Source organism: Flagellimonas maritima (assembly GCF_003269425.1).
Lineage (GTDB): Bacteria > Bacteroidota > Bacteroidia > Flavobacteriales > Flavobacteriaceae > Flagellimonas > Flagellimonas maritima.
The window spans coordinates 707,379-724,865 of record NZ_CP030104.1 but is presented as its reverse complement, the minus strand read 5'-3'; the positions used below and the strand labels follow the sequence as shown (position 1 = coordinate 724,865).

At 41.0% G+C, this 17,487-nt stretch carries 10 protein-coding genes; 7 read left to right on the top strand and 3 right to left on the bottom strand.

Annotation, left to right across the window (positions count from 1 at the left end):
• The first annotated feature begins 82 nt into the window (after positions 1–82).
• The 3 genes from HME9304_RS03195 (at position 83) to HME9304_RS03185 (ending at position 5,410) form a co-directional block, all read left to right on the top strand.
• On the top strand, positions 83–1,834 hold the full coding sequence (locus tag HME9304_RS03195) for a glycoside hydrolase family 2 protein (RefSeq protein WP_206170490.1): 1,752 nt from the start codon (positions 83–85) through the stop codon (positions 1,832–1,834).
• Between the two features lie 76 nt (positions 1,835–1,910).
• Entirely contained in the window at positions 1,911–3,638 is a 1,728-nt protein-coding gene (locus tag HME9304_RS03190) for a sulfatase family protein (RefSeq protein ID WP_112377219.1), read from the top strand.
• A gap of 119 nt (positions 3,639–3,757) precedes the next feature.
• Positions 3,758–5,410 carry a sulfatase/phosphatase domain-containing protein gene (locus tag HME9304_RS03185; RefSeq protein WP_313789991.1) on the top strand — a complete coding sequence of 551 codons (1,653 nt, stop codon included), beginning with the start codon at positions 3,758–3,760 and terminating at the stop codon, positions 5,408–5,410.
• Between the two features lie 216 nt (positions 5,411–5,626).
• Here the strand turns inward: HME9304_RS03185 and HME9304_RS03180 are convergent, their stop codons facing one another.
• Positions 5,627–6,301, bottom strand: a complete 675-nt coding sequence (locus tag HME9304_RS03180) for an NUDIX hydrolase (RefSeq protein WP_112377217.1) — start codon at positions 6,299–6,301, stop codon at positions 5,627–5,629.
• A 68-nt stretch (positions 6,302–6,369) separates the two neighbouring features.
• On the opposite strand from HME9304_RS03180, the gene HME9304_RS03175 reads away from it, so the two are divergent.
• From HME9304_RS03175 to HME9304_RS03160, 4 genes are all read left to right on the top strand, one after another.
• Complete coding sequence (locus HME9304_RS03175) at positions 6,370–7,851, top strand: xylulokinase (protein ID WP_112377216.1); 1,482 nt, start codon at positions 6,370–6,372, stop codon at positions 7,849–7,851.
• 2 nt (positions 7,852–7,853) lie between these two features.
• On the top strand, positions 7,854–9,179 hold the full coding sequence (xylA, locus tag HME9304_RS03170; RefSeq protein WP_112377215.1) for a xylose isomerase: 1,326 nt from the start codon (positions 7,854–7,856) through the stop codon (positions 9,177–9,179).
• A gap of 10 nt (positions 9,180–9,189) precedes the next feature.
• Positions 9,190–10,806, top strand: coding sequence for a sodium:solute symporter (locus HME9304_RS03165; RefSeq protein WP_112377214.1), 1,617 nt, complete (start codon positions 9,190–9,192; stop codon positions 10,804–10,806).
• A 220-nt stretch (positions 10,807–11,026) separates the two neighbouring features.
• Positions 11,027–13,204 (top strand): glycoside hydrolase family 3 C-terminal domain-containing protein, encoded by a 2,178-nt coding sequence (locus HME9304_RS03160; protein WP_112377213.1) that lies wholly within the window; start codon positions 11,027–11,029, stop codon positions 13,202–13,204.
• Positions 13,205–13,615: 411 nt separating this feature from the next.
• On the opposite strand, the gene HME9304_RS03155 is transcribed toward HME9304_RS03160, so the two are convergent.
• Positions 13,616–14,752 (bottom strand): glycoside hydrolase family protein, encoded by a 1,137-nt coding sequence (locus tag HME9304_RS03155; RefSeq protein WP_112377212.1) that lies wholly within the window; start codon positions 14,750–14,752, stop codon positions 13,616–13,618.
• A gap of 224 nt (positions 14,753–14,976) precedes the next feature.
• The gene (locus HME9304_RS03150) at positions 14,977–16,518 is read right to left on the bottom strand and encodes a sulfatase family protein (protein WP_112377211.1); all 1,542 of its coding nucleotides are present in this window, start codon (positions 16,516–16,518) and stop codon (positions 14,977–14,979) included.
• Between the last annotated feature and the right edge of the window lie 969 nt (positions 16,519–17,487).

Below are 17,487 nucleotides of genomic sequence, written 5' to 3'. Positions count from 1 at the left end.
AATTAAAAATAAAAAATCCCTCATGAAGTTTAAAATCAAGACAAATAGCTCAAATAGATTTGTATTGTTAACCTTGTGTTTAATGGCATTATATTCGGGGTTCGCCCAATCATCCTTAATCCAGAATATTGATAACAGAACTACTGTATCCTTGGACGGTACATGGCAAATCATTATAGACCCTTTGGAAAATGGCTATTATAACCACCGCTACCAGCCGAAGGATAACGGATTCTTCATGAATGAGAAAATGCAAACCCCTTCCGATCTTATTGAGTATAATTTTGATGAAGGTTACGAATTGCAAGTGCCAGGCGATTGGAATACCCAAATGGAAAAGTTGTATTATTATGAAGGGACTGTATGGTATAAGCGTTCCTTTGATTATGACAAAAAGGACGGTAAGCGTGTTTTTGTACATTTTGGAGCGGTCAACTATGATGCTAAAGTGTACCTCAACGGAAAAAAGCTGGGAGACCATATCGGGGGTTATACCTCTTTTAATTTTGAAGTTACCGACCTGCTAAAAGCCAAAGACAACTTTTTAGTTCTCAAGGTCGATAACACTAGAAAACGAGAGGCAATACCAACGGTAAATACAGACTGGTGGAATTATGGCGGTATAACGCGTTCAGTAACATTAGTAGAGACTGAGCTAAATTTTATCAGGGATTATTTTATACAGTTGAAAAAAGGAAGCAAAGCAAACGTCGAAGGTTGGATTCAATTGGATAGGCCATTAGAGACCAATGTTTCTATTGAAATTCCCGAACTCAATATCTCAAAAAACTATAGAACAGATGCCAACGGTAGGGCTTTAGTTTCGTTTAACGGAGCGTTTGATTTATGGTCTCCACAGAACCCAAAACTGTACAAATTGGAATTGGTCTTTGCGGGCAACAGTTTGGAAGATCAAATAGGGTTCAGAACGGTCGAGACCCGAGGCCATAAGATACTGCTCAATGGCAGTCCATTATTTCTAAAGGGCATTAGTGTACATGAAGAGGCGCCGTTCAGCGCTGGTAGGGTAACCACAATGGAGGAGTGTGAGGTGCTTGTATCTTGGGCAAAAGAAATGGGCTGTAATTTTATTCGCTTAGCACATTACCCCCATAGCGAACAAATGGTCAAAGCAGCAGAAGCTGCCGGTTTGCTGGTCTGGTCTGAAATTCCGGTCTATTGGACGGTTCCGTTTGATAATCCTGAAACCTATGCCAATGCGGAAAATCAATTGACCGATATGATTTCCCGTGACAAAAACCGAACCAATATTATATTGTGGTCCGTGGCCAATGAAACTCCCATAAGCGATGCACGGATAGCGTTTCTTTCCAATCTTTCCAAAAAGGTAAAAAGCTTGGACAATACGAGACTTACAACAGCGGCCCTGGATACCCAAAGTTCCGCGGACGGCTATAATATGATAGATGACCCGCTCGGTGAGCATATAGATGTTATAGGCATAAACCAATACTGCGGTTGGTATTTTGACAAACTATCCAATTGTGCCAAGGGCAAATGGAAAACAAGTTATGACAAACCCGTAATCATTAGTGAATTTGGTGGAGGAGCATTACAAGGGTATCACGGAAGCGAAGATGAACGATGGACCGAGGAATATCAGGATGCCCTTTATAAATATAACCTGCAAATGCTTGACAACATAGAGTTCATGGCGGGAATGACCCCTTGGATATTAAAGGACTTTTTGTCTCCAAGACGAAACTTGAAAAGGATACAAAACGATTTTAACCGAAAGGGACTGATTTCAGAAGAAGGGATCAGAAAAAAAGCCTTTTATAGGATGCAAGATTATTATAAGGGTAAGAACTGAAAATAGTTCAGATTAAAACCATGGATTAAAATTGTTATCAGCAATTTGATTCTGTGAGTGATCCAACAATTTTGAAATGAAATTTATAATGATAAATAGACAATTTTTATATTCCATATGTTTCTTTTTCCTTGTCAGTTCATATTCGTGCAGTAGTCAAAGAAAGGGTCAAATTAAGCCGCTAAATGCTGAAATTGATTCTGCCCCAAATATCGTTTGGATTGTGGCTGAAGATATGAGCGCGAATATTGCAGCCTTTGGCGATTCTACGATAAGCACCCCTATTCTTGACCAACTTGCTAAAGAAGGAGTTAAATATAATAACGTTTATACGCCATCGCCAGTATGTTCACCAGCGCGATCGGCATTAATCACAGGAATGTACCCAACAGCACTCGGCACTCACAATATGCGTACAGGTCCTTGGTGGGATGGAGTACCATCACCTGCCCGATTGGAAAGATATGAGCGGTTTACACCTAAGGGTGTTATTGCCTACGAAGCGGTGCCGCCCCCAAAGGTTAAAATGTTTACTGAAATTTTAAGAAAGTCAGGCTACTATACCTCGAATAATTCAAAAGAAGACTATCAATTTTTAAAAACAGCAACTGCATGGGATGCTTGTGATGATGATGCGGACTGGCGTGGCAGAAAATCAGACCAGCCTTTCTTTTCAGTTTTTAACTTATTTGCAACTCATGAGTCACAGATATGGGAAAGGGCAGAGGATAACCTACTAGTCGATAAAGACCTCGAAGTGCCCGTACCTGCCTATTTACCAGATACAAAAATTTCCAGACGGGATATACGTAGAATGTATTCCAATATTGTGGAAATGGATAAACAAGTGGGCGACATTCTTGATAAATTGGAAGCCGACGGTCTATTGGACAATACGATTATTATGTGGTATACCGATCATGGTGGGCCATTTCCACGTCAAAAGCGTTCCCTGCACGACTCTGGAATTAAGGTTCCCATGATTATACGCCATCCCGATAAGCAGCTAGTCGGAACAGAAGATAATCGAATGATCAGCTTCGTTGATTTTGCACCTACCATTTTATCCCTCGTAGGAATAAAACCACCGGAATATATGCAAGGAAAGGCATTTTTGGGTGATTTCAAAAGAGAGCAGGAGCCGAAATACATCTATGCAGCAACCGACCGGTTCGATAAATTTTACGATCAGGCCAGGGCAGTACGTGACAAACGTTTCAAATACATTAAATACTATCGACCGGAAATCCCGATTTTCTTTCCGATAGGCTACAGGGAAAATATGGCGATGATGAAAGAATTGCACCGATTGCGCGAAAAGGATAGCTTGACCGAAATCCAGAAAATCTGGTTCAAGCCTACAAAGCCGTCAGAAGTACTATATGATACCGAAAAAGACCCCCATGAAGTGGTAAACCTTGCGGGTAACCCCGAATACAGGGAAATGCTTTTGGAATTAAGGGAAGAGAACGCGGTATTCGTTAAAAGCATTGATGACCTTGGATTTATTAATGAAAAGGAATTGATTGAAAAATTCTGGCCGAATGGCATCCAACCGCAAACCGAGCAGCCCATAATAGACATCGATAACAACAATATTGTCAGCATCAGTTGCGAAACCAATGGTGCCACAATCGGCTATCGCTTAAATGCCAGCCCAACGGTCGGCTCAACAGATAGCTGGAAAATATATTCGGGGGAATTTCAGATAAAAAACGGTGATGTTATAGAAGTCGTAGCACATAGGATCGGTTTTCAACCAAGTACGGTAAAGACAGTTCAACATTCCCGAAGTAAAAATTAATCATCGGGTTCATGAAATGAATTAAACAATCAATCCCGCAGTTCGTGAGCCTTTTTGCTCTCAACCCAAAGTGAAGTTGCCAACCATAGCCCCGTTGAGGTATAAACCAACAGATTAAAATGATGTCCATTAAATTCAAAAAAATGTGTTCGTCTTTCCTATTGAAAGTGATGCTATTATTTCTGTTTTCCGGCCTTATCGCATGCGCCCAAAAAAACGCGCAGAAAAAGAAAGATCAAAGACCTAATATTCTCTTTATTATGTCAGATGATCATGCATACCAAGCTATAAGTGCCTACAGTGATAAATTGATAAAAACCCCCAACATAGACCGTATAGCATCAGAGGGCATTCTGTTTACCAACGCCAGTGTTACCAATTCCATTTGTGCGCCATCCAGGGCGGTAATCCTTACAGGGAAGCATAGCCATATCAATGGAAAAATAGATAACCACACCCCTTTTGATACTACCCAGGTCACCTTCCCGCAGCTATTTCAAAAAGCGGGGTATGAGACGGCGATGTTCGGAAAATTACATTTCGGCAATAATCCAAAAGGAGTGGATGAATTTATGATACTTCCGGGTCAAGGTCGATATATCAACCCCGATTTTATTAGCAAGACAGAAGGTAGAATCACTAAAAAGGGCTACGTAACCGATATCATTACTGACGTATCCTTGAGATGGTTAAAAGAAGAACGAAATCCAAACAAACCATTTCTAATGATGTACATGCACAAGGCACCGCACCGCCCTTGGTGGCCCCGTGCAGACAAGTTTAAGGAATTTTCCAAGAAGACGTTCCCATTACCCAAAACTCTTTTCGATGACCATAAAAATCGGGGTACCGCAGCCAAAACCGCAGAAATGAGCATTTTGTACGATATGCGATACGAAACCGATAGTAAGCTGTATCCAGAAACCCTTGCAGAAATGGAAAATTTGGAACCTATGGTACCTAGAAAGAAAAACGGTTTTTGGGGACCTTTTGGTCGTACAGATTCTATTCAGCGTGCAGAATATACACCTGTTTTGGATTCGATCAACAACGACTTTAAGGATAATTGGAGCAGTTTTTCCAAAAAAGAAAAATTAATATGGAAATACCAGAGATACATGCAGGACTACCTTGGTACCATCTCTTCTGTTGACGATAACGTAGGTAGAGTATTGGATTATCTTGATGAAAGTGGACTAGCCGAAAATACCATAGTAATCTATACATCGGATCAGGGGTTTTATCTAGGCGAGCACGGTTGGTTCGACAAACGCTTTATCTATAACGAATCTTTTAAGACACCTTTGTTAATCCGTTGGCCCAATGTGATAACTCCGGGCACTACGGAAGATGAGATGGTCCAGAATCTTGATTTCGCACAGACATTTTTGGATGCAGCAGGTATAAAGGCTCCAAGCGATATGCAAGGGGAAAGCCTCGTCCCATTATTGAAGGGTAACAGAGACTCATGGAAGCGAAAGTCCGTTTATTACCATTACTATGAATATCCCAGTATACACATGGTAAAGCGCCATTATGGTATCGTCACCAAAGAATATAAGTTAATCCATTTTTACTACGACATTGACGAATGGGAACTATACGACAGAATAAATGACCCCGATGAATTGAACAATGTATTCCATCACCCAGACTACGCAGAAGTGGTTAAGGACTTGAAGGCTCAATTAATAACACTGAGGAAAAAATACCAAGACTCAACAGAGTTGGATGAGAGATTTATAAATGCATACGACAATAGGAATCATTAAGGCGAATGATACCGAACGGTAAGCTTTTTCATTCTTGTTCCAGAAAATTCAACGGTTGGTGGTAGCACGTCGTTCATTGGGATAGTTGCAACAAGTGTAACGCCACCAATTCTGAAAGCAGTTTCTCCTGAAAGTTCACGGTTGTCGCCTTAACGCAAGAGTGCTTTTTCTAATTTGGAATGCCGTGTTTCATTATTACTTCGAAAATACCAATAACTAAAAGTCCAGAATAAATTTTTGTTTTTTAAATCGAGCATATTCTCTTTGGTCAAATTCAAAGAGATTGGCTGATCTATGGGCGACATTGGTCTGTTTGCCACTACTTTTTTTTAGGATACCTGTCTTAAGGATCTTTCTTCTGAAATTCGGCTTGTCCAGTTGCATTTGCAATATCGATTCATAAATCTTTTGTAGCTGTAGCAAGGTAAATTGTTTGGGCAATAGATTAAAGCCTATAGGTTCTTGTTTAACCCCGTTTTGAAGCTTTAAAAGACCACATGCGAGAATTTGATTGTGGTCATACAATAACTTTCCGACGCTATCCAGTGACGACCATTTTACTTCGGAAGCGGTAAAACCGGGAACCAAACCGATTTCATCCGAACGTATCAAAGAATAATAGGACACCGTGACGACCCTTTGGCCTGGATATCTATCAACATCTCCAAAAGCCTTAAGTTGCTCCAGATAAATATTCTTCAGACCCGTGAGAAGAAATAGAATCCTGGTGGCGGCATTGTCAATAGATTCATCGGTACCGACCCAACCTCCGGGCAATGCCCATTTTCCCTTATTTATCCCTTCGGCGTGCTTGGTGAGCAAAACCTTCAATTCCGTATCGAATCCGAAAATCACGCAATCAATGGATAAGTTGGGCATTAGATTCTCCATAAGGCAAATTCAATTAAATTCTTATAGTCAAATTGACAATATGTCGATAAATTCCATATTTTCACCAAATGTATTATTTAGGAATCGATTTGGGAAGTTCTTCCGTAAAAATAGCCTTGGTCGAAAAGACTACAGGTGCAAGTATTGCCATAGTCCAAGAACCCGAAAATGAAATGTCCATATATGCTGAAAAAAAGGGGTGGGCGGAACAATCGCCTATTGATTGGTGGAAACACGTCTGTAAGGGCATACGAAAGATAAAAAATGGATTTTCGGTTTCAGAAAATGATATAGTCGGGATAGGTATTGCATATCAAATGCACGGTCTGGTCATCGTTGATAAAAAGGGAAAGCCTTTAAGGCCATCCATTATCTGGTGCGACAGTAGGGCGGTCAAAATAGGTGAGCGTGCCTATCAAGCTATTGGTGAGAGGTTATGTGACTCGCGGTTGCTTAATTCCCCAGGTAATTTTACGGCATCCAAATTAGCATGGGTACAGCAGAACGAACCGGATGTATACAAAAGGATTCATAAATTCATGTTGCCGGGGGATTATATTGCCTATCGACTATCAAATACCATTAACACAACAATTTCTGGACTTTCAGAAGGGGTTTTTTGGGATTTTGAAACGGAAGGCATTTCCAACTCGGTGTTGTCGCATCTTAAAATAGATGCTTCGTTAATACCGGATATTGCAGAAACCTTTGGCGAACAAGTCTTTGTTTCAGCAGAAGGAGCCAAAGGTACAGGTTTAAAAATAGGTACCCCGATTATGTACCGCGCCGGCGACCAACCGAACAATGCCCTATCGCTAAATGTCTTCGAGCCAGGCGAAATTGCCGCCACGGGCGGCACTTCGGGTGTAGTTTATGCCATTGGCGACAAACAATCTATAAGGGAAACTTCAAGGGTCAATAATTTTGCCCATGTAAATTACGGTAAAGAGGGTAGAAAATATATTGGAAAGTTGCTCTGTATCAATGGAGCCGGGATACTTTATAAATGGCTGAAAATAAACTTCGGTATAGCATCGTATGGGGAAATGAACGACTTGGCCTCTACGGTTCCTATCGGTTCGGACGGCATTATAATCATTCCATTTGGAAATGGATCAGAACGTATGCTAGAGAACAAGAAGACAGGTGCCAGACTGTTAAATCTCGATTTCAACCGCCATACTAGGGCGCATATCTTTCGGGCAGCATTGGAGGGAATAGCGTTTTCCTACGTTTATGGCATGGAGTTGCTAAAAAATGATGGGATAATAGCAAATGCTATTAGAGTGGGCAATGATAATTTATTTCGATCAGGGATATTTTCAGACATCATCGCAACATTATCAGGCCTAAAAATTGAAATGTACAATACCACTGGTGCAATAGGTGCAGCACGGGCATGTGCCATATTCGAACACGGAAATAAAATGTTCAGTTCCTATATTCAAAATGATTACGTAAAAACGTTTGAACCGTCCCGAACAAGAACCGCTTATGAAACAGCTTACAAAAACTGGAAAACCGAACTAGGAATCATATTAAACCAATAACAATGGCACTTTTAGGCGATAAGGAATTTTTTAAGGGAATCGGAGAAATCAAATATGAAGGGCATGAATCCGATAACCCGTTAGCGTTCAAGTATTACAATCCCGAGCAAATGATAGCGGGCAAAACCATGCGAGACCATTTTAAATTTGCCATGGCCTATTGGCATACGCTCTGTGGAACCGGTGGCGACCCTTTTGGTCCTGGCACCAAAAAATTTCCATGGATTACCGCTAAGGATCCCATTGAGGCAGCCAGGGACAAAGCCGATGCCGCTTTTGAATTTGTAACAAAAATGGGCTTTGGATACTATTGCTTCCATGACTTTGACCTAGTGGATGAGGCGACAACACTTGTAGAATCTGAAAAACGAGTTCTCAAAACCGTAGAATATCTTCAGGAAAAACAAAAAGCTTCTGGGGTGAAACTGCTTTGGGGAACGGCAAATTGCTTTTCCAACCCTAAATATATGAACGGCGCAGCTTCAAACCCAGATTTCAACGTACTGGCAATTGCGGGAGCCCAGGTAAAGATAGCATTGGACGCAACAATCGCTCTTGGTGGTGAAAACTATGTGTTCTGGGGAGGTCGCGAGGGGTATATGTCCCTTTTGAACACCGATATGAAATTGGAACAGGATAATATCGGCCGGTTTTTGAATATGGCGAAAGACTATGCGAGAAGTCAAGGCTTTGAGGGGACATTTTTTATTGAGCCAAAACCTATGGAACCGACCAAGCACCAATATGATTTTGATGCCGCCACTTCCATTAAATCCATTAGGGAGTACGGGCTTGAAAACGATTTTAAACTCAATATAGAGGTCAACCACGCTACTTTGGCGCAACATACCTTTCAACATGAATTACAGGTTGCCGCCAATGCAGGTATGTTGGGAAGTATAGATGCCAACAGGGGCGATTACCAGAACGGCTGGGATACCGATCAGTTCCCCAACAACGTGACCGAGACCGCAGAAGCTATGTTGGTACTATTAAGGTCGGGCGGGTTGCAGGGTGGAGGCATCAATTTCGATGCCAAGACCAGACGCAACTCCACAGATTTGGAGGATATTTTCTTGGCCCATATCGGGGGTGCGGACACGTTTGCAAGAGCTTTGTTGGTTGCCGATGCCATCATTAGGAAATCTCCCTATGAACGTTTGCTGAATGAGCGGTATGCGTCTTTTCAATCCGGCATCGGGGCAGATTTTGTATCGGGCAGATTGTCCCTTACAGATTTATCGGATTATGCCGTATCGCATGATAATCCCGATCAAATAAGTGGTAAACAGGAAATGTTTGAAAACCTTTTGAACCAATATATCTAAACAGTCCAATATGGAATCTATCTTAGAAAAAGCGGACTGGTGGGTACTTGCCATTTACCTTCTTGCCTTGGTTGCGGTCGCGGTCTGGGTGGTGCTTCAAAAAAATAAGGATACGGCCGATTATTTTCTTGCAGGTAGAAATGTGGGGTGGTTCGTCATAGGAGCGTCGATTTTTGCGTCGAACATCGGCTCGGAACATGTGGTCGGATTGGCGGGCACCGGTGCAGAATCCGGTATGCCCATGGCCCACTACGAGTTGCATGCGTGGATAGTCTTATTACTGGGCTGGCTTTTCCTCCCATTTTATTTTAGGAGTAACGCTTTTACCATGCCCGAATTCTTGGAGAAACGCTTCGATGGTAGGTCCAGATGGTTTCTTTCGGTCTTTTCGCTGGTTGGATACGTAATTACAAAGGTGTCGGTCACCATCTATGCAGGGGGAATAGTAGTTTCCGAGCTACTGGGAATCCCTTTTTGGTACGGGGCCATAGGCATTGTAATCTTCACCGGGGCGTATACCGTAATCGGGGGAATGAAAGCAGTTATCTATACCGAGACCTTGCAGACGGTAATACTCATAGCGGGTTCGTTAATCATTACATATCTGGGATTGGAAAAGGTCGGAGGGTGGCAAGAGCTACGGTCAGTGGCGGGGAGTGCCCACTTTAATATGTGGCGGCCCATCTCTGACCCCGATTTTCCTTGGACCGGAATGTTATTCGGTGGCACCATCGTTGGAATATGGTACTGGTGTACAGATCAGTATATCGTTCAACGCACATTGGCTGCCAACAACATAAAAATAGGTAGAAGGGGAGCTATTTTTGGTGCTTATCTAAAGTTGCTGCCAATCTTTATTTTTCTGATACCCGGAATCATTGCCTTTGCTCTTGCAAAGCAAGGTGTGCTGACCTACGAAAAAAGTGATGAGGTCTTCCCTGTTTTGGTAAAAACGCTCTTGCCCGTCGGCCTTAAAGGATTGGTTGCGGGCGGTTTAATGGCAGCCCTGATGAGTTCCCTGGCCTCGGTCTTTAATTCTTGCTCCACAATTTTCACTATAGACATTTATAAAAAGTTGAGGCCGCTCACCGAAGAAAAAAAACTCCTTTGGATAGGTAAGATGGCAACATCGATAGTGGTGGTACTTGGTATCATTTGGATACCCATCATGGAAAAAATAGGTGGAGGGGTGCTGTACCAATATCTCCAAAGTGTACAGTCTTACATAGCACCTCCCATAACCGCGGTATTCCTGTTGGGCATTATATGGAAGAGGGTAAACTCCCAAGCAGCAATAACCACTTTGTTTTCGGGGCTTATCATGGCCGCTTTGCGAATTCTGTCTGAAATATATCAGGATAGTCTGTCAGGACTATTGTTATCGTTTGCCACCATCAATTTTGCAAATATGGCCATTTTCATGTTCATTTTCTCCTTGGTAGTCTGTATATCTGTAACTCTGGCCACGGCAGCTCCGGATTATGGTGCCATTAAAGGATTGGCATTCGGCACACTCGGGATGGATGAAAGAAGGCTGAAAAAGGATAGTTTTTCAATCTATGATATTATTTTTTCGGTCTTTTTAGTAGTGATTGTCATCTTTGTGCTTATTTACTTTAGCGGATAGGCGAGAATGCAAGTTTTTTTTAATCATAGTAGATATGTTATTATCCAAAAATGCCCTTAACGCCAGAAGATTCCATAAAGTTGATATCACTTCCAATTACTGAAATTATTAAGACTTTGATTGTAAAACTTTTTGTAAACAACATGTTATGAGACTTAAAGGCGCCACAGTTATTTCAATTTTATAGCGGCCGTATCTTAATTTAACTATAAACCAAACTATGAAAAAGCAATTGTTGATTTTTAGTATCGTTACCATTGGATTCACAACTTTAAATGCCCAATTTAAATATCTTGATTCTACTGTGGATATAGAAGAAAGGGTAGATGATCTGATAAATAGGCTCACCCTTGAGGAGAAGGTCGATCAAATGCTAATGAACACCTCTGGGATTCCTCGTCTTAATATTCCTCCATACGATTATTGGAACGAAGCCTTGCACGGCGTTGGACGCTCGGGGAAAGCTACCATTTTTCCGCAAGCTATCGGCTTGGCGGCTACTTTTGACCATGATTTGATTTATATGGTTTCTTCGGCTATTTCGGATGAAGCACGCGCTATGTACAATGTGGCTCAAGCTGCTGAAAATTATAAAAGATATGCCGGATTGACTTTTTGGACTCCCAATGTCAATATATTTAGAGACCCACGATGGGGGCGTGGACAGGAAACCTACGGGGAAGACCCGTATCTAACGAGTTTATTGGGCGTTGCCTTTGTAAAGGGTTTACAGGGAAATCATCCTAAGTACCTCAAGACTGCCGCATGCGCAAAACATTTTGCGGTGCACAGCGGTCCTGAAAAATCCAGACATGAGTTTAACGCAATAGTAAGCCAAAAGGATTTAGGTGAAACTTATCTACCGGCATTTGAAGCGCTTGTAAATGCAGGTGTGGAATCTGTTATGTGTGCCTATAACAGAACCAACGGAGAGCCATGTTGCGCAAGCAGCTCCTTGCTTAACGATGTGCTGTTTGATAAATGGGGCTTTAGGGGACATGTTGTCAGCGATTGTTGGGCCTTGGTGGATTTCTACTCGGATAACGGTCATGGTACGGTTTCCAATAAAACCGAAGCCGCTGTATTGGCATTAGAACATGGTGTAAATCTCAACTGCGGAGATACCTATACTGCCCTCGTGGAAGCGGTACAGCAAGGCTTGGTGGATGAATCACTTATCGACCAAAGGCTTAAACCCCTGCTTGAAACTAGATTTAAACTTGGGATGTTCGATCCGCAAGACCTTAATCCGTACAACTCAATTTCGTATGAGGTAGTGGATAGTGAAGCGCATAGAGCACTTGCCCGTGAAGTTGCAACCAAATCTATGGTCCTGCTTAAAAATAATGGCATACTTCCCCTAGAAAATGATTTGGACAGGTATTACGTTGTAGGTCCTAATTCAGCCTCTATCGACGCTCTTTTGGGCAATTATTTTGGAGTAAATTCAAACATTGTTACATTTTTGGAAGGAATCACCTCAGCAGTCGCGCCTGGTAGTCAGGTTCAGTACAGTCCAGGAACGACACTGGACAGAAAGAATGTCAATCCCGTGGATTGGTCTACAGGAGTAGCCGCCGAATCTGACGTAACCATTGTAGGTATGGGTTTAACCAGACATCTTGAAGGGGAAGAAGGGGAATCCATCTCATCGCCATATTATGGAGACCGGTTGGATTATAATATCCCGGAAAATCAGTTGGAATATCTTAGAAAGATCAAGGAGCAAGACAAACCGGTTATTGCCGTAATTACAGGTGGGTCGCCAATGAACCTTTTTGAAGTTCACGAAATAGCCGATGCGGTTTTATTGGCTTGGTATCCAGGGGAGGAGGGTGGCAATGCAGTTGCCGATATATTATTTGGGAAGGTTTCTCCATCCGGTAGACTGCCCATTACTTTTCCAAAATCGCTTGAACAACTGCCCCCGTACGAAGATTACACCATGAAAGGTAGAACGTACCGGTACATGGACCAAGAACCTATGTACCCATTTGGATTTGGGTTAAGCTATAGTTCATTCTCATACAGTGAACTGACGCAATCAGCATCGAAAATTAGTCAGGGAGAAACCGTCGAAATCGCCTGTAATGTAACAAATGTTGGTAAACATGAATCAATCGAGACGGTCCAACTGTATATTACCGATAATAAAGCCAGCGTTGCAACACCATTTTTTTCCTTGAAAGGAGTCAAGTCTATCATTTTAAAACCTGGCGAGAGCAAAACCGTAGTGTTCAATATTACCCCAAACATGCTAGAACTGATTGATAATACGGGTAATCCAATCTTGGAAAAGGGAGATTTTACCATGATTATGTCAGGTAGCTTGCCAACAGAGAGAGCAATAGAGCTCGGTGCTTCCAAACCTGTAAGCGCAAAGCTGACTTTGCATTAGATTGCCATATATAACCCGTAATACTTTTTGTAATTTTGACCTTAAGTCTTGAATTGGGAAGTTTGGAAGTTGAAGTGATAGAAATCTTTACAAGAAGTAAGGGTAAAATTCACTGAACACACATAAAAGTCTTATCTTATATAGGAAAGAACGGGAATGTCTGCATACAAACGTCTTTATGATATAGAACTCGTTCAAAGTTGAAAATTGAGCATTGTCAGCATAAACTGGTCAGAATAGACCTAATTGTAGATGGGGACGACAGAATGGTTCTGTTCCAAATGGTCCGCAGAAAGTAATTCAAACTTTTTCCATAATTGAAAATCCCAGAATTTCTATGACTTACTCAAGGCGTACTATAATAACCAATTTCATTCTAAATTTCTATCTTGGGCTTAACATGTCGAATTATCAATTGTAATCGTTTGTTTTTAATGGAATGCACATATTCCAAGTTTTATCGAATTGCCTCCCAATTCCGTTGGATTTAGTGCCAGTCGCAATAAACATATGTGTAGGCCGACCATTTTCAATGAGTAGCTGAGGACGTTCAAAACGAGCTTGCATGGTTTTAACACCATCGTTCCAAAGGACTTCTTTACTATAGGCTTTAGGGGGGGTTGATATTTTCCAATCTATTCCATCTTGGGAGGTGGCATGGATGCCACCTCCCTTTTCACCGGCAATACTACCTGTCATATCTTTCATAATCAACTCAAACGAATTGCCATTGTACCACATATAAGGGTCTTCGACATGCTTGGTATCATTAGCATCCATATCATCAACTTCATTATTAAAATCAAAGATTGGTTCATCACTCAATCTATAATACTCACCATCGTACTTATCAGCAGTAGCGAGTCCTAGTTTCAACAACCCCGATTTGTGCGAAGCGGACTTATATACAAGCAAAACCTTCCCGTTAGGTTTTATGCATACCGAAGGGTTAACCGTAAGGTAAGAATCCCATTTATTCGGTCTTACGTCCAAAATCGGTTTATCTTTTCTTTTCCATGGTCCAAATGGGGACTTAGAGGTAGCCAAACCAATTCTTTGATAACCTCTTACTTCCCGTTTAAGTTCATTTGGAATCTCTTCTTCCGGATAAGGAAAGTCATAGGTAGCGCCGATGTAATACAATAGATACGTATCTCCAACTTTTTGGATAGTTGGATTGTGGGTCATCATACCGTCCCAGAATTGAGGACCTCTTCTCTCAAAGACTACCTCACTAAATTCATATGGTCCTTCTGGATTTTCTGATGTCGCATGGACGATTTGAGAATTGGTTACCCAATTAGATGCAAAGGGAACATTGTTTTTCCAGGCTGATGCATATCCGTGGTATTTACCATCATTACCCTTAATTACGGACATTCCCCAAACCCAATACCCATCCATTTGAAACCCACCGTCTTTTGGAGCGGGCAACAATAAATCCATAAAGGAGCGATTTGTCTTCTTATTAGGACTTGTACTTTTTTTTATTCTATCACCACATCCAACGATAATAAAAATTAATAATAAACGTAATAAAAATTTCATTTAGTGAATTTTTAAACTGCTTCAAATTTCGCTTGTTATTGTTTTCGATTTTAAATGAAGATAATATTATAATTTAGATTACAAGTACCTCGAAAGTTAGAATTTAAGAGAGCTTAAGAATTCCTGATTTTATGTTGCCAAAATATAAGTGGTTTTTTGCGTTTCTTTAGATTGAAGGTTCTAGTTTGTATAATTTTAAGTTGATTTTCTAGATTTTGGCATCTTTATTTTTGGTCTATCATCCAGCTTAATTGAGGCCATGTTTCAGGGCCATCATTTTTCTGAATTTCTCCTTCCGTACTTCTTCCATTGGATACTATTGCTGAAAGTTCTTTTCGATATTGTTCAAATAGTTCAGGTTGTTCGTTCAATAAATTGTGTTCTTCACCGATATCATTATTTAAATTATATAATTGAAATTTAGGTAAGCTGTCAATAGCTTTATCATTAGGTCTGGGAAAACTCCACCCGCCTGAACCTGGGCAAAAAATGGCTTTATAGTCTCCCTTTCGGTACGCAAAAGAACCGTTGATGGAGTGATGAACGATACTTTCCCTTTTTGGAAAGCTAGATTCAGCACCGAGTGATGATAAGAAACTGTAACTATCCTCGGCAGTATCGTCACTTAACGACGACTTAAGAATATCTACGGTAGTAGCAAAAAAGTCCGTAGTACAAACCAACTGATTGGATTTTCCCGATTGAATCTTAGAAGGCCATCGAACTATAAATGGCACTCTGTGCCCTCCTTCAAATATATCGGCTTTATGCCCCCGAAACTCATCACTGGGGTCATGATTCTTTGTTGCCAATTGGCTAAAGTTCGCTCGAGGGGAACAGCCGTTATCACTTGTAAAGACTACTATGGTATTATCGGCAATACCTTGCTTCTCCAATGCACCCATTATTTCGCCCACCACCCAGTCTACCATCAATACAAAATCACCATAGGGATTTTCTAATCCGCTTTTGCCTTTAAATTGATCTGTTGGCAAAATAGGCGTATGGGGAGCCGGTAAGGGCATATATAGAAAAAAGGGTTGATCGCCATGGGCATTTTTATTTATAAAATCAACGCTCCTTTTAGTAATATCCGGTAATATTTGTTCATGTACAAAATCATCGGAAGTTAGTCCCTTACGCCACATAGCCTGCCTGCCAGCACCTATAGTAAACTCAGTTGGCACCATTGTGGGTTGATTATTTTCTACCCATACATATGGTGGCATGTCCAACGAGCCATTAAATCCATACCAATAATCAAAGCCATTGGTAGTAGGTCCATTTTTTATTTTTTTAGAAAAATCAACAGAATCCTTTCCTTTTTCGATATCTGCCCAATCCCATCCCAAATGCCATTTACCAATACCTGCTGTTGCATAACCGTTTGTTTTTAAAAAGCCTGCAATAGTCGTTCTATCCGATGCAATTAAAGCTTCGCTATAACCTTTTAAAACATGTTTTTTCAAAGTAGAACGCCAATTATAACGACCAGTCAAAATACCATAACGCGTTGGGGTACATACAGCACTACTGGTGTGCGCGTCTGTGAAAAGAACACCTTCAGAGGCAAGTTTATCGATATGGGCAGTTTGTATTTTGGAATCTTCATTGTAACTTGATACATCGCCATACCCTAAATCATCAGCTAAAATGAAAATGATGTTTGGCTTGCTCTCTACATTTTTAGTTTGGGCTTTTTCACAACTACAAAATGATAAGACTAGTAATTGCAAAACGAATATGCAACATAATTTGTTTTTCATTATAATTATATTTTGAAATTAAACTGATTTAAACTCCCCCTTTTTCTTTAAAAATATTATTATTATTCAACATTAAGACTTTGGATGCTATTTAGTCATTTTTATGAGCTCAAAATTAGTTTGATTATTAGCAAACTACTTTTAATTAAAGCCTCTTTACGGTTATACGACATTGCAAATTTATAGGTAGATTAAGGTCAAAACTTTACGGGATTTATTGGGAAAGACTGGGCCACAAAACTAAAGAAATCTGTTCTGCCCCCTTCCAAAATATTTTATTGACATACACCAGGGCTTGCGCTATTGGCCCAAGAGATTGATTGAAGTTATTTTAAGTCAGAGTTTGCACCTCTCTACTTCAGGGTTGGACAGCCTGGCATGCCGATTCTTTTCCAGATTAGAGAAAAGCTGAAAGAGCCAGCTAGCGCGCGCTATGGCATTTGGTAAAAGTGGTAATAGGCGGTCGCAGATAAGAGTTTATAACCCAGAAAACAGGTGGGAGAGATTCAAGTCACGATTGCCGATACTGATGTCAAGTATAAAACGCAATATCACAAACGCAAGGCATGGATGCTCTTCAGGGGCAGGACGGCAATCGAGCCAGTCATCGGTCATATTGAACCCGTGCATCATTTGCATAGGAACTTCCCGAAGGACCGCATCTGGAACAATATGGAATTGAGTCCCAGAGACCTTGGTGAGATTTGAATACAATAGAATATCCATAGGAAATAAATTTTTGGAAATCGGACTTGAAGGGGTTTGCGTATTTTTTTAATCGGAGTTTTTTGGTGATTGCCCTGAAGAAGATCATCCATGTGGTCAAGAGTACCATGCCGAGCGAGTAAAATATTTCGTATGAATACAAAGGCCGAACGGATATTTTGAGGCGGCATTTTTTGTATCAAGGGCGATTACCCGGATACTTTGGGTGATACGCCAGTGTATAGGAAATCAAGAAATACCTTC

Excerpts from the sequence above, each read along its gene's own strand:
- HME9304_RS03195 (WP_206170490.1), top strand. The coding sequence starts at position 83 with ATGGCATTATATTCGGGGTTCGCCCAATCATCCTTAATCCAGAATATT.
- HME9304_RS03190 (WP_112377219.1), top strand. The coding sequence starts at position 1,911 with ATGAAATTTATAATGATAAATAGACAATTTTTATATTCCATATGTTTC.
- HME9304_RS03185 (WP_313789991.1), top strand. The coding sequence starts at position 3,758 with ATGATGTCCATTAAATTCAAAAAAATGTGTTCGTCTTTCCTATTGAAA.
- HME9304_RS03180 (WP_112377217.1), bottom strand. The coding sequence starts at position 6,301 with ATGGAGAATCTAATGCCCAACTTATCCATTGATTGCGTGATTTTCGGA.
- HME9304_RS03175 (WP_112377216.1), top strand. The coding sequence starts at position 6,370 with ATGTATTATTTAGGAATCGATTTGGGAAGTTCTTCCGTAAAAATAGCC.
- xylA (WP_112377215.1), top strand. The coding sequence starts at position 7,854 with ATGGCACTTTTAGGCGATAAGGAATTTTTTAAGGGAATCGGAGAAATC.
- HME9304_RS03165 (WP_112377214.1), top strand. The coding sequence starts at position 9,190 with ATGGAATCTATCTTAGAAAAAGCGGACTGGTGGGTACTTGCCATTTAC.
- HME9304_RS03160 (WP_112377213.1), top strand. The coding sequence starts at position 11,027 with ATGAAAAAGCAATTGTTGATTTTTAGTATCGTTACCATTGGATTCACA.
- HME9304_RS03155 (WP_112377212.1), bottom strand. The coding sequence starts at position 14,752 with ATGAAATTTTTATTACGTTTATTATTAATTTTTATTATCGTTGGATGT.
- HME9304_RS03150 (WP_112377211.1), bottom strand. The coding sequence starts at position 16,518 with ATGAAAAACAAATTATGTTGCATATTCGTTTTGCAATTACTAGTCTTA.